The sequence below is a fragment of the Dyella sp. CR10 genome (genome assembly GCF_055814425.1).
Window position 1 is genome coordinate 1,372,622 of record NZ_CP185986.1, and the last position, 13,665, is coordinate 1,386,286.

Here is a 13,665-nt window from a genome sequence, read left to right on the forward strand (position 1 = left end):
ATGTCGCCTGCGCTAGGATCGTGGCAAATCGATGCAGCGAGGTGTAGCAGATGAACGAACGCCGACGCAACGGTTTTATGTAATCCATTACATTGCATTGCACCAAAGCATCACCGGTTGACGAACTGCCGTTATGCTTCCCGCGCCGTCCGCCAGCTGCGACGCGGATGGCATGGTCCGGCGCGCAGCGGCGAACAAGGAGTCACGGACTCGTGAGTGCAGGGGAATCCAGGCGCGGGAAGGGCGCCAAGGGCGGACGGACGAAGACCGCACCGCAGCAAAATCAGGTCCGCACGGTCAAGGAAATCGCCGCCGCCGCCAATGTCTCGGTGGCGACCGTGTCGCGCGCCCTGCAACGGCCGGAGATCGTCAGCGAGACGACGCGCCAGCGCATCCAGGAAGTGGTCAAGCGACTGGGCTACACGCCCAACGCTCTGGCGCGCAATCTGCGCACCGCGCGCACGCGCCTGATCGTCGCGTTGCTGCCGGACATCGCCAACCCGTTCTTCTCCGAAGTGATCCGCGGCATCGAGCAGGTCGCGCACGAGAACGGCTATTCGGTCTTGCTGGGCGAGACCCAGGGCAGCCTGGTGCGCGAGCAGGCTTATGCCGACATGGTCGCGGCACGCCAGGCCGATGGCATCATCACCATGTCGCCGCGCGTGCCGGCGATTCCGGTGCAGGGTCGCCTGCCGGTGGTCAACGCCTGCGAGTACGTCAAGGACGGGCAGGTCTCCAGCGTCTACATCGACAACGTCGCCGCCGCCGGCACCGCGATGGATTACCTGCTGATGCTGGGGCACCGCGACATCGCCTTCATCGCCGGACCGCCGTCCAGTCCGATCAGCGTGGATCGCGAGCAGGGCTATCGCCTGGCTTTGCAGAAGGCGAAGATCCCCGCGCGCGCGGCGCTGACCGTGGCGGGCGACTTCTCCATCGAATCGGGCGAGCGCGCCATCGAGCTGCTGCTTTCGCAAGGCAAGCCGTTCACCGCGGTGTTCTGCTCCAACGACGAGATGGCGATCGGTGCACTGCGCGCGCTCGCCTCGCACGGCCTGCGCGTACCGGAAGACGTCTCGGTGGTCGGCTTCGACGACATCCGCTTCGCCCGCTACACCTCGCCGCCGCTGACGACGATAGCTCAGCCGAAGAACGCGCTGGGGCGCGAAGCGATGAGCATGCTGCTGGAGCTGCTCAACGATCCGGCGGTGCCGCCGCGCAAGCGGGTGTTGACGGCGGATCTGGTAGTGCGGGGATCGACGGCACCCAGGGCGGCAGGACGCAGGTAGCGGGCTTCGCACTCGCGACGCCCGTCAGCGCTCTGGCGGAAGTGCCCGCGTCACTCGGGCTCCGGCGACGCCTTCTCTTTCTTCTCGCGACTGCGCCGACGTACCGGCGCGGTTTTGGGTGTATCCCTGGCGGTAGCGATGCCGCGCTGAAGCTGCTCCAGCCACGACAGCGCGTCGACATAGCCCAGGAATCGCTGCAGGTATTCCGGCGACAGCTCGCTCATCAGTGCGATCGAACGGTGCACCAGCGTGCCGGAGTTCAACGGGCCGGCGTTCTCGGGCACCTGTTCCAGGGTCTGCCGCACGTGGCTCTCGGTGCGCAGCCGCTCCCAGCGCTGGCGGAATGCTTCCAGCGCGGGGAGTTCCGGATAGACGGCGGCATGTTCGCCCGCGTTATCGGCAAGGGCGCGGAGTGCGCCGGCCGCCGGTGTGCGCTCGGCCATGCCAGTGGCTGCCGCACGCTGAGCGATATCGCCGGCATAGGCGTCGAGCCACGCAGCCAGCCGCTGGTCGAGCAGTTGCCGCGCCTGACCGTCCAGCATCGCGGCGCGTTTCTCCAGCGCATCCATGGCGTGAAAGCGCAGCGGATCCAGGCGATCGGCGCCTTGTTCGCGCCATGCCTCGAGCGTCGCCCTGGCGCTGGTCGTACGTTCGCTCATGGCGCCGGCGCGGCAACGCGCGAAAGCCTGGGTACCGGGGCGATCTCCACGCGCCGGTTGCGGGCGCGGCCTTCGTCGTTCGCGTTGGAATCGACCGGTTGCTCGGCACCGAACGCGGCGGCGAACACGGCCGACGGCGGCACGCCTTCGGCGATCAGCGCGCGGGTCACGGTGAGCGCGCGTTCGGCCGACAGCTCCCAGTTGTCGGCGAACTGGCGATTGCCGTCGCGCACCTGGCGATCGTCGGTGAAGCCGCTGACCATCAGTGCTTCGTCGCGCGATTTCAGATAGCCGGCGAGCGGACCGGCCAGGCTCTTGAGCACTTCGCGGCCTTCCGGCTGCAACTGGTCGGAGTTGAGCGCGAACAGCACGCTGCCGCGGATGCCGATGCGGCCATCGACCAACGTCACCTGGCCGGCGGCGAGTGGCGCGGCCAGCGCCTGTTCCAGGGTCTGGCGCCGCTGCGCTTCGAGCTGGCGCTGCTTTACTTCTTCGTCGAGCCGGTGGGAGAGCTGCTGCTGCACGCCGATCATGCCGACCAGGATCAGCACGAACACGCCCAGCAGCACCGACATCAGGTCGCCGAAGGCGGCCCAGATCGGGGCCGATTCGGTCTCGAACTCCAGATCGTCGCTCATGCCGGTTCGGCCCCGGCGCTGGCGCGCCGCTCGGCGAGCAGTTGGATCTCTTCGATGATCTGCTTCTGCGACAGCACGCTCAGGTCGACCACTTCGCGTGCCTGGGCCACGTAGTAGGCGAGCTGTTCGTCGCTGCGCGAGAGCGAGTTCTCCAGTGCGGTAGCGATCTGTTGCAGGCGCTCGGCCAGCGCTTCGTTGGACTGGCCGAACAGCCGCGTCGCCGTTTCCATCGCCTCACCGAGACTGGCCACTTCGGCTGCGCCGGCGGCAACTTGCGCGGAGATGGCGCCGAGTTGGCCGGTGCCGGTTTCGACCTGTGCCTCGAAGCGCGTGCCGACGCGTTCGAGCAGATCGGCCGAGGTGGCGACCAAGGCGTCGATGGCGGCACGCTGTTCGGTGGACGCGTGGTTGACCGCGTCGAGCAGGGTTTCCACGGTAGCGAGCAGGCGGCCGCGTTCTTCCAGCGTGGCCGTGTCGCGCAGCATGCTGTCGGAGAGTTTCTGGCGCAGCTCGGCGATCACTTCGGCGGCGGCCTTCGGCGCTTCGGATGCGGCCTGCACGAGGCGGGAGATTTCCGCGATGGTGTCGCCGGCATGGGCTTGCGTGTGCGCGGCGATATCGCGCGCGGTCTGCGCCAGGGTGTCGCAGATCTCGCGTTGGCGGTCCGCGGCATGGTCGGCCGCTTGCGCCCAATGCTCGCGCAGCGCGGCGGTGGTCGCGCCCAGCGTCTGCGCCCAGCTGTCCAGGCGCTCGCGGTCATGCGAAGCCAGCGCGGCCTGCAGCGCTTCGTGCGACTGGTGCACCACGCCGACCAGCGCGGCCGCCTGCGTCTCGAAGGCCGCTGTCGCGTCCGTCATCGCCTGCTTATTGCGGGCGACCAGCTCGGCGTGGACGGTGTCCTGGCGCGACAGCGTATCGGTCCACGAGGCCGCCGCCTGCGTCGCGGTGGCGTCGAGGCGGGCGGCAATGTCGTCGACCAGGCGCGTGGAGCGCTGGTCGAACGTATCGGCGAAGCCTTCCAGCGAAACCCGAAGATCCTGCGTGAGCGCTTCGCCGGCACGGCGCTGCTCGGTCACTGCATCCTTCCAGGCTTCGGCCACGGTGGCGGTCGTCGTCGCGAAACCTGCCGATGCTTCGGTCCACGTCGCCGCGGCGCGGTCCACGCTGGCGTCGAGTCGTGCCGCCACGCTTTGGACCAGGCCGGTCGAGCGCTGGTCGAAGGTATCGGCGAAGCGTGCCAGCGAAGCCTGCAGATCCTGCGAGAGTGCTTCACCGGCGCGGCGCTGCTCGGCCACGGCATCCTTCCATATATCCGCCACGCCAGCGGTCGTCGCCGCGAAGCCAGCCGACACATTGGTCAGGTGCGTGCGCACGCCGTCAATCACGGCCTCGCGCATCGCGGTCGTTTCGCGCGCGAGGCCGGCCATGGTGGCTTCCGCCAGCGGCTGGATCGATGCGCTGACAGCGTGCGCGCTTTCGGTGACGCCTTGCTTCAAAGACTGTTCGACCGAAACGGCGAGGCGCGCATAGGTGGCCTCGGTGCGAGCATGGAACGCATCCTGGCCGGCCAGCTGCCGTTCGTGCGCGGACACGCTCTGCTGCTCGAGGGCGGCCATCATCGCTTGCAGGCGCTCGACCAGCACGGGCATCAGCTCGGTCTGGCGCCGCAGCAGCTCAAACGCTTCTTCACGCTGATGCGCCTGAGAAAAGGGACGCAGCGTGGTGGCGATGCCCGCATCCAGAGCCTGCGCCGCCTGCAGGCGCTCGCGCCGGCACAGCGCGGAAAGCAGGCCGAGCATGGCCGAGCTGGCGACGCCGGCGATCGAGGTGCCGAAGGCGAAGCCCAGGCCCTTCACCGGCGCGGCGAGCGAGCCGCGCATCGCCTGCAGGTCGGTGGCGCTTTCCAGCGCCAGGCCGGTGCCGCGCAAGGTGGCCATCATGCCCAGCAAGGTGCCCAGCATGCCCAGCAGCACCAGCAGGCCCACCAGGTACGGGGTCAGCGTGGGCGCAGGCAGCGCCGCGCGTTCACCTTCGACGCGCAGACGCACGACGCCGCGCAGGGACGGATGCAGGCGGCCGAGCCATTCACCGAGGCTGGAAGGCGGCGAAGAGAGTTCGCCGATGGCTCGCTGCAAGGTCGCGGTGGCCTGCCGGTAGCGCAGCAATTCATAGCCGCCGGCGAGATAGCACAGGCCGATCAGCAGCGCGACCGCAGCGCCCAGCGGGTTGGAACCCACGTAGCCCGCGCCGATCCAGCAGACGGCGGCGAGGCCCACGAAGAACACGGCGGCATGAAGAAAATGTCTGTACATGAGTTTCCGATTAGCGGGTGCGAAGGGCCGCGAGCAGGCCTTCGACCGGTTGAAAACGAACATCCAGCTCGGCGAGCAGCACCTGGCGCATGTCCTGGCGGAACCCGTCCAGCCAGGCGCCGGGCGACGCCGCGGCATCGTCCGGCGCGGATCGGCGCAGGCGCTCGAAATGGGTGCCGAGCAAGGTGGGAATGGCGGCGAGCAGGGCCTGTTCGCGCGGACTGAGGGCCAGTTCCATCACCGCGTCCACTGCGGCGAGCCGGGCATGGGCGCCCGGTTGTGCGCCGAGCTGATCGCGCAGACGGCCGCGCAGGCGCCCGGTGGCCGCCTGCATGGAACGCTGTAAAGCGAAATAGCGCTTGCGGAAGAGGTCGTAGTCGACGGCCTCGTCGGCGGCATCGGCGGACGACGCGGCCAGCTCGGGGGCGTTGGCGATGGCCTGGGTCAGCGTGGCGCGCACGCGGGCGCACTCCTCTTCCTCGTCACCGCCGGAAGCCGGGGCGGCGCCGGACGGCGAGCCGTCGAGGGCGGTCGACAGCGCAATGGCGTGCGTCCAGTCGAGCCATTGGCTCAACCGGTCCGCGAGGGATGGGTTGGACTGCGGGGCATCGACGTCCGTCAGGCGGGCGAGCAGGCGGATGAACGTCGGCCCACGGACAGTGGTCCGTTGGGGCGCTTGCACTATCTAACTGGTTAAAAACCGTCGATTTTACACGCGATACGCGATCCGTCGATGCGTGCCGGGTCGATGGCTGCCCGGAGGCCGTCGATTACCAGTGGCTACATTCTTGCGTTTGACGCAAATATGTTTCGCTGATAACGGGCTTAATCGGCAAGGGTCGCGACGGCAGACTGCGCGCCATCGATGTTCCTTACCGGATCGCAGCCATGCCCCTTGCACTGTTTGCCCTCACCCTGGCGGCCTTCGCCATCGGCACGACGGAGTTCGTCATCGTCGGCCTGATTCCCACGATTGCCGGTGACCTCGGTGTCGGCCTTCCTTCGGCCGGCCTGCTGGTCAGCCTTTACGCGCTCGGCGTCGCGGTCGGCGCGCCCATCCTGTCCGCGTTGACCGGCCGCGTGCCGCGCAAGCCGCTGCTGGTCGGGCTGATGGCGTTGTTCACCGTCGGCAACCTGGTCGCGTGGATAGCGCTAGGCTACGACACGCTGATCGTGGCGCGCCTGCTCACCGGCCTCGCGCATGGCGTGTTCTTCTCGGTCGGTTCGATCGTCGCCACCAGCCTGGTGCCGCGCGAAAAGGCGGCCAGCGCGATCGCCACCATGTTCAGCGGCATGACCGTGGCGTTCGTCACCGGCATTCCGCTGGGCACGTTCATCGGCCAGCACTTCGGCTGGCGCATGACCTTCCTGGCCGTGGCGGCGTTCGGCGTGGTCGCGTTGATCGGCGCGCTGGCGCTGGTGCCCAATCACATTCGCCATGCCGCTCCGGCGCCGCTGCGCCGGCAGATGCGCGTATTGCTGGAGCCGCGCCTGCTGCTCGTCTATGCGATGACGGCGGTCGGCTACGGCGGTTCGCTGATCGCCTTCACCTTCCTGGCGCCGATCCTGGAGAACATCGCCGGCTTCAAGCCCGACATGGTCGGCGTGGTGCTGCTGGCGTACGGCGTTTCGGTCGCGATCGGCAATGTCTGGGGCGGCCGCCTGGCCGACCGGCGCGGTCCGGTGAGCGCGCTTACGATCATCTTCGGACTGCTGGCTGTCGTATTGCTGGTGCTGACCTTCACCGCGCCGAGCAAGCCGCTGGTCGTGCTGACGGTGCTGGCGTGGGGCGCGGTGGCGTTCGGCAACGTGCCGGCCTTGCAGGTCTACGTCGTGCGGCAGGCCGAACAGGTGGCGCCGGATGCCACCGACGTCGCCGCCGGTTTCAACATCTCCGCATTCAACCTCGGCGTCGCCGGCGGTTCCTGGGCCGGGGCGCAGGTGGTGAGCCATCTCGGCCTGGCGCATACGCCGTGGATTGCCGCGCTGGTGACGCTGGGCGCGCTGGGTCTGACGGTGCTTGCCGGACGCCTGGATGCCCGCACCCCGGCCGCGCTGCCCGCGCGGGCGTGATCGCCTTCTCTTCTTCTTTCGTTCGCAACGCAATGACTTTCAGGAGTTCCCCATGAGCATTCCTTCGTTTGGCGTCGGCACCTTCCGCCTGACCGGACAGACCGTGATCGACTCGGTGCGCAACGCGCTGGACCTGGGCTATCGCGCGGTCGACACCGCGCAGATCTATGGCAACGAGGCCGAGGTCGGCCAGGCGATCGCCGACAGCGGCGTGAAGCGCGACGAGTTGTTCGTCACCACCAAGATCTGGACCGAGAACTACGCCGGCAACAAGCTGGTGCCGAGCCTGCGCGACAGCCTGGCGAAGCTGCGCATGCCGTACGTGGATCTCACCCTGATCCACTGGCCGGCGCCCGGCAACGGCGTCGAGCTGCCCGAGTACATGGCCGCGCTGGCCGAGGCCAAGGCGCAGGGCCTGACCCGGCAGATCGGCATTTCCAACTTCAACATCGAGCTGACCCGTCAGGCGATCGCGGCGGTGGGCAAGGGCGAGATCGCCACCAACCAGATCGAGCTCAGCCCTTATCTGCAAAGCCGCAAGCTCACGGCCTTCCTTGAGGAGCAGGGCATCGCGGTCACTTCGTACATGACGCTGGCCTACGGCAAGGTGCTGAAGGATCCGGCGCTGGCGCAGATCGCGGACAAGCATCGCGCGACCGTGGCGCAGGTGGCGCTGGCCTGGGCGCTGCAGCTCGGCTACGCAGTGATTCCGTCGTCCACCCGACGCGAGAACCTGGCCAGCAATCTGCTTGCGCGCGATCTGCATCTGGATGCCGACGACATGGCGCGGATCGCGACGCTTGAGCGCAACGGTCGCGAAGTCAGCCCGGCGGGCCTCAGCCCGGTGTGGGACTGATCGAAGCCCTTCCGCGTGCCCTCGCTTTCACTTCATTCGACCGGCGACGACAAGCCGGTCCCGGAGATTGTCATGCCCGTTACGCCCGATCCGCTGTTCCAGCCGTATGCGCTGGGCAGCCTGCAACTGCCCAACCGCATCGTCATGCCGCCGATGACGCGCTCGCGCGCCAGCCAGCCCGGCGACGTGCCCAATGAGCTGATGGCCGAGTACTACGCGCAGCGCGCCGGTGCCGGGCTGATCGTCAGCGAGGGCACCTGGATTTCCCCGCTGGGCAAGGGTTATGCGTGGACGCCGGGCATCCACACGCCCGCGCAGGTTGCCGGCTGGCGCAAGGTCACCCAGGCGGTGCACGCGGCGGGCGGACGCATCTTCGCCCAGCTCTGGCATGTGGGTCGCCTGAGTCACACCAGCCTGCTCGATGGCCGCGCGCCGGTGTCCTCGTCGGCGATCCAGGCCGAGGGCGTCAAGGTGTTCATCGCCGAGCGCGACGGCAAGCCGGGGTTCGTGCAGGCCTCCAAGCCACGCGCGCTCGGCCTGGATGACATCCAGGCCATCGTCGACGAGTACCGCCAGGCCGCGCGCAACGCCATGGCCGCGGGTTTCGATGGCGTGGAACTGCATGCGGCGAACGGTTACCTGGTCAACCAGTTCATCGATTCCAATGCCAACGACCGTACCGATGCCTACGGCGGCTCGCTGGATAATCGCCTGCGTTTTCTCAGTGAGGTCGCGCAGGCGTTGATCGAAGGCACCGGCGACAAGTCGCGCGTAGGCATTCGCCTGGCGCCGCTGACCACGCTCAACGGCTGCGCCGACGCCGATCCGCAGACCACCTATCTCGCCGCCGCGAAACGGCTGGGCGAACTCGGCGTGGCATACATCCACATCGCCGAAGCCGACTGGGACGACGCGCCGCATATGCCGGTGGCATTCAAGCAGCAGTTGCGCGAAGCATTCCCCGGCACGCTGATCTATGCCGGCAAGTACACCGCGGAGCGCGCGCGGGCCGCATTGCGCGAGGGCTGGGCGGATCTGATCGCGTTCGGCCGTCCGTTCGTGGCCAATCCGGATCTGCCGGAACGCCTGCGCACCGGCGCGCCGCTCAACGTGCACGATCGCGACACGTTGTTCGGCGGCGGGGCGCATGGCCTTACCGACTATCCGGCGCTGGCCACCGAGGCGGCGTGAACGAGCACGCAGGCACCGCGGACAAACCGCCGGCTCAATCGTCGATCAGGCCGCGCTCGCGGGCTTCGACGAACGCCGGAGCGGGCCACACGGCCACCGAGATGCCACGGAACGGCTGGATATACACGGCGTGCTCGCGGTCTTCGCCGCTGAGCCGCCGCGGATAGGTAATGACCAGGCCGTCGGGATGCGTGGCGCTCCACGCCTTCAAGGCATCCATGCCGCGCAGTTGCGTGACCGGCTGCTTCAATCGCCCGAGGAAGGTGTACTGCCCGTCGTTCGATTCCAGATTGGCGACGGGACGTCCACCGGCCTCGGCCTTGGCCAGGATGCGGGCGACCGGTGTGAAGTCATAAGCGGGCCACAGCGAAAGCGTGAACAAGCCATTCGCGCCGACCGTGGCGATCAGTCCCGCGATGGCGATGCGATACAGCGCGTCTTTGCCGGCCTTCAGCAGCACCACGGAGAGTGCCACGAACAACACGCCGAACGGCAAGGCATGCGGCTGCACCGTCGCGAGGACGGAATCGGCGAGCCGTCCGGGTTGCACCATCAGGTTGAGCGCCAGTAGCGCCACGCCGGCTGCAGCGCTTAGCAGGGCGAGCGGCCAGGGGCCCAGCCAGGGACTGTCGCCGATGCGGCGTTCCTGCAGATGCGCCAGCGCCGCCGCCATGAGGATCGCGAAGCCACCATATTCGGGCAGCAGGTAGTAGGCCTGCTTGCCGCTGACCAGCGAGAACCCGAGCAGCACCGGGCCTAGCCATGCGAGCAGGCAGCGCAGCCCCGGGGCGAGGGGGCGGCGCAGCGTGGCCAGCGCCACCCACAGGCGCGGCCATAGCGCGAACGGAAAGATCAGCGCGGGCAGCAGGGGCAGGTACCACCAGAAAGGCTGGGCGTGCGCGAACGAATCCACCACGCGTCCGGCGGTCTGATGGAACAGCAGGTTCTGCCGATACGTCTCGCCACCCGACCACGCCGCCAGCAGCGCCCAGGCGATCAGCACACAGCAGCCGGCCAGCAGCGCCAGCGCGCCCTGTGCGTACCAGCGGCGACGCTCGCGTCTGGCCCAGGCATTCCAGTACGGGCCCAGCAGCCAAGGGAAGCTCACATGCAGCAGCATCACCGGTCCCTTGGCGAGCAGGCCAAGCCCGATCGCCACGGCCAGCCAGCCGAAGCGCGGCGACTCGCGTTGCGTGTCAGGCGCCAGGCACAGCAGCGCGGCGAGCACGCAATCGGCAAGCAGCACCTCGTACATGATCTGCAAGCCGAACAAGAAGCCGTAGGTGAAGGCCAGCAGGATCCAGGGCGCGGCCATCGCCACCGGCGGGTATGCCGGAAACAGGCGCCTGGCCAGCTTCGACGCCAGCACCAGCTGCAAGGCGCCGAGCATCACGTCGAGCGCGCGCGGCCACACATCGCCCACGCCGCCCACCGCCCAGCCGGCATGGATCAGCCACAGCAGCAATGGCGGCTTGTCGCTGTAAGGCACGCCGTTGAGATACGGCACGAGATAGCTGTGGCGCATCCACATCTCCCACGCCACCGACAAGGTGCGCGTGGAGTACATCGGCATGGGGCCATGCTGGAAGATCGCCACCGACGCGCAGGCGATCCAGAACACCAGCCATGACCATGTGCCGGCCAGACGAACGGCGGGGTGCTTTGTGATGTCGGAGAATGTCACGCGAACCATGAGCAGAAGATGTGAGCCGCCATCGCGGCGACGAGTGGTGGCCGATGCATCAGCGGGAGCGGTCGATGCCGCCCCAATCCTCCACGGCTCCCACGGGAACCTTGCCGCCGCGGCAATCCGGCGCGACGGCGTCCAGGCGATAGAGACGCCAGTCGCGGCCGCTGGTGATGCCCGCGTCGATCGTCGCTTCCGGTTTGACGCACGGTGCCATGACGTCGCTCAGGATGAGCACCCAGCGTGTCCGTGGCGCCTGCTCCTGCCATCGGATGGCATTGGCCAGCTGCTGATGCCACGGCGTGACGAAGCCGAAGTCGATCGGCTTGCGGGTGAATGCCGGCGGCAGTTCTTCCTTCCAGGCCACCAGCGCCAGCTCGGCATCCGGTCCGATCGTCTGCTCGACGCGCTGAGCCAAGGGTTTCGGCGAGCTCGCTCTCGCCAGCAACGGCGCAGCCCACAGCCCCCACAGCAGCCACACACCGGCCAGGCCGGCGAGCAGCGCCATGCCGGCGCGGCGCGGACCCAGGGCGGCGATGCACGACAGAATCCATGCGCCCGTCACCAGCAGCATCAGCCAGAACGATGTGGCCTGGTCGCCGAGCTGGCGCGCCGCGGCGAAGCGTGTCGTCCATGCGTTGGGGAACCATAGCCCGCGCATGCCGAGCCACAGCGCGGGCAGGGCCAGCAGAAGGAGAAAAGCCAGCGCCGCCCACCGGGCCCAGCGCCGCTGCATGACGTCGCGCAGCAACGGCCCCGCGCAGAGTGCGAGCAGCGGCAGTGCCGGCATGATGTACACGTCGCGCTTGGCGCGGGTAAGGCTGAAGAACACGATCACCAGCACGGACCAGGCGAGCGGCAGCAGATAGCGCCCATCCTGTTCGCGCAGGCGCCGCCACCACGCCGGCAGCAGCGCCGGCAAAGCCAGGCTCAGCGGCAGCCACGAGGTGAAGATCACTTCGAGGTAGAACCATGGCGGCTGGAAGCTGTTCCACGGACGCACGTATCGGTGCACCGTCTGGTTGACGAAGATGTCGTCGAGATAGGCGCGCGCTTCGGCGCTGTCGTGCGTATGCACATACGCCAGCAAGGGCAGCAGCCAGATCGCGATGGCGGCGACAAAGGCCAGGCCGCCGCCCAGCCAGGTGCGCCATCCTCCGGTGTTGGCGGCCAGATGGCGCCATGCGCGGTGGCGCGCATACAGCCATGGCACCAGCATCAGGAAGGCGAGGATTCCCACGCCTTTGGTGATCACACCGAGTCCGGCAGCGAAGCATCCGAGCCATAAGGCGCGGCGATCCGGCCCGAGCAGCAAGTGCCGCAGCAGCCCGTAGTTCGCCAGCGTCACGAAGAAGGTGACCGTCGGATCGATCTGGCCGCGTTTGGCCTGGAACACGAACTGCACCGTGCACAGCAAACCCAGCGCCGCCCAGATGCCGGCCTGGTGCCCCCACAGCCGGCGACCGAGGTCGTAGGTCAGCCACAGGGTGCCCAGCGAGCAAAGCAGGGAGGGCAGCAGGAATGCGATCCACCAGTGGCCGGTCAGCGTGTACGACAGAGCCTGCATGACCATGAAGGTCGGCGGCTTGTCGGAGTACCAGTCGGCACCTCGGTGCGGAATCAGCCATTGGCCGGATGCCACCATCTGGTGCGCGACGAGGGCGAAGCGCGGCTCGTCCGAGGGCGTCGGCCCTCGCATGCCGATACCGGCTGCCAGCACGAGCAAGGCGCCCAGCATCAGCAGCCATCGTTGGATAGCCTCGCGTCGTGCCTGAATCTGCGTGCCGACGTCCCCTGTCTTCTCCATCAGCGCGATAACACCTGAGGCCGAGACTGGCCGGCGCTGCCCGCGGCGGCGAGCGAGGCGGGGTGCGCTGCCGCCTCGGGGCCGTGGCCGAGCAGGGCAGGGAAGGCGGCCACCACCTTCATCGCCGCTTCGCGCGCGGACAACCCTTGCGTGTTCAAGGCGCAGCTGCCCAGTCCGTACGGCGAATACACGGCTTCGTCGGTCACGCAGAACATGCCCACCGTCGGCACTTTCGACGCCACCGCCAGGTGCATTACACCGCAGTCAGCGCTGATCATCAGGTCCATGCCCGCCATGACCGCGCCCATGCGTCGGATATCGGAAGAGTAATAGCCCGGCCACGCTTCACCCAGCATCGAATGCCCATGCATCGGGATCAGCTCGATGAGGCTCGACTGCGGACTGGCTTCCTTGAACGCGGTGATGAACTCGCTCCACCAGCTGGCCGGATAACGCTTCGCGCCCGTGGCATTGGCGAAGATGCCCACCACCGGCGGGGTCACCGTCTGCATGGAGTCGCAAAGCAGCTGCTGGATGGCGGCCCGGCCCTGCGCACGTTCGGCGTCGGTCAGGCGTATGTCCAGCGAAGGATACGTCTCGCCGTCGCTTCCCGGCGCCAGCGCGGCCCGCAGCAGATTCACCGGGCGCTGAGCCATATGTCGCATGGCCACGGCCTCCGGCACGGCATGCGTCAGTCCGGAGCCTTTGAGCTCATCGCTGAAGCCCAGCTTGTAGCGGCCGCGGAAGAACTTTGTCAGCGCACGGCTGAAACCGGAGCCGACGCAAGGATCCACGATCAGGTCGTAAGTGGTCTTGCGCACCTTCAGCAGCATGCCGAGGAACGGCACGGGATGCTTGAAGCCACGCTTGGGAAGGCAGTAGATGTTCTTCACGCTGAAGAAGCTCTCGAACACTTCGCAGGCGACATCGCCTTCGGAAATGATGTCGATCTCCGCACCCTTGTAGATGCGCTCCAATTCACTGATGAGCGGCGTCAGCAAAATAGTGTTGCCCAACCGATGATTCGGTCGGCAAACAAGGATGCGATAAATTCCTTTTCTCGGAATGGCCTCCTGCCCGGTATTCACGAGAGAGTGATTCAAGCTTCACCGTGACGTGTGTTGAGCGGATGGGTTCATCCCGCAAGATCGCC

The 13,665-nt window shown here is 67.6% G+C and carries 11 protein-coding genes; 4 read left to right on the forward strand and 7 right to left on the reverse strand.

Annotated elements, in window-relative coordinates; all coding sequences use genetic code 11:
• Nucleotides 1-212 precede the first annotated feature (212 nt).
• A complete protein-coding gene (locus ACNR9O_RS06315; protein WP_473682107.1) occupies nt 213-1,289 on the forward strand; it encodes a LacI family DNA-binding transcriptional regulator in 1,077 nt (358 codons plus the stop codon).
• A 50-nt stretch (nt 1,290-1,339) separates the two neighbouring features.
• Here ACNR9O_RS06315 and ACNR9O_RS06320 read toward each other — a convergent pair whose 3' ends face one another.
• Genes ACNR9O_RS06320 through ACNR9O_RS06335 form a run of 4 tightly spaced genes read right to left on the reverse strand, consistent with a single transcriptional unit; the run spans nt 1,340 to nt 5,583 of the window.
• Nucleotides 1,340-1,948, reverse strand: coding sequence for a DUF2894 domain-containing protein (locus tag ACNR9O_RS06320; RefSeq protein WP_473682106.1), 609 nt, complete (start codon nt 1,946-1,948; stop codon nt 1,340-1,342).
• Nucleotides 1,945-2,586, reverse strand: a complete 642-nt coding sequence (locus ACNR9O_RS06325; protein WP_473682105.1) for an OmpA family protein — start codon at nt 2,584-2,586, stop codon at nt 1,945-1,947. The genes ACNR9O_RS06320 and ACNR9O_RS06325 overlap by 4 nt, the downstream gene beginning before the upstream one ends.
• A complete protein-coding gene (locus ACNR9O_RS06330) occupies nt 2,583-4,898 on the reverse strand; it encodes a DUF802 domain-containing protein (RefSeq protein WP_473682104.1) in 2,316 nt (771 codons plus the stop codon). The genes ACNR9O_RS06325 and ACNR9O_RS06330 overlap by 4 nt, the downstream gene beginning before the upstream one ends.
• A 10-nt stretch (nt 4,899-4,908) precedes the next feature.
• Nucleotides 4,909-5,583, reverse strand: coding sequence for a DUF3348 domain-containing protein (locus tag ACNR9O_RS06335; RefSeq protein WP_473700755.1), 675 nt, complete (start codon nt 5,581-5,583; stop codon nt 4,909-4,911).
• A 203-nt stretch (nt 5,584-5,786) separates the two neighbouring features.
• On the opposite strand from ACNR9O_RS06335, the gene ACNR9O_RS06340 reads away from it, so the two are divergent.
• The 3 genes from ACNR9O_RS06340 (at nt 5,787) to ACNR9O_RS06350 (ending at nt 9,018) form a co-directional block, all read left to right on the forward strand.
• Entirely contained in the window at nt 5,787-6,971 is a 1,185-nt protein-coding gene (locus ACNR9O_RS06340) for an MFS transporter (RefSeq protein ID WP_473682101.1), read from the forward strand.
• A 52-nt stretch (nt 6,972-7,023) separates the two neighbouring features.
• The gene (dkgB, locus tag ACNR9O_RS06345; RefSeq protein WP_473682099.1) at nt 7,024-7,827 is read left to right on the forward strand and encodes a 2,5-didehydrogluconate reductase DkgB; all 804 of its coding nucleotides are present in this window, start codon (nt 7,024-7,026) and stop codon (nt 7,825-7,827) included.
• 72 nt (nt 7,828-7,899) lie between these two features.
• Nucleotides 7,900-9,018 carry an alkene reductase gene (locus tag ACNR9O_RS06350; RefSeq protein WP_473682098.1) on the forward strand — a complete coding sequence of 373 codons (1,119 nt, stop codon included), beginning with the start codon at nt 7,900-7,902 and terminating at the stop codon, nt 9,016-9,018.
• 34 nt (nt 9,019-9,052) lie between these two features.
• Here ACNR9O_RS06350 and ACNR9O_RS06355 read toward each other — a convergent pair whose 3' ends face one another.
• From ACNR9O_RS06355 to ACNR9O_RS06365, 3 genes are read right to left on the reverse strand one after another with little or no spacing between them, the layout of a single operon-like run.
• Nucleotides 9,053-10,702 carry an ArnT family glycosyltransferase gene (locus tag ACNR9O_RS06355; protein WP_473682097.1) on the reverse strand — a complete coding sequence of 550 codons (1,650 nt, stop codon included), beginning with the start codon at nt 10,700-10,702 and terminating at the stop codon, nt 9,053-9,055.
• Between the two features lie 58 nt (nt 10,703-10,760).
• On the reverse strand, nt 10,761-12,512 hold the full coding sequence (locus ACNR9O_RS06360; protein WP_473682096.1) for an ArnT family glycosyltransferase: 1,752 nt from the start codon (nt 12,510-12,512) through the stop codon (nt 10,761-10,763).
• Nucleotides 12,512-13,528, reverse strand: coding sequence for a glycosyltransferase family 9 protein (locus tag ACNR9O_RS06365; protein ID WP_473682095.1), 1,017 nt, complete (start codon nt 13,526-13,528; stop codon nt 12,512-12,514). Before ACNR9O_RS06365 ends, ACNR9O_RS06360 begins: the two co-directional genes overlap by 1 nt.
• Nucleotides 13,529-13,665 lie beyond the last annotated feature (137 nt).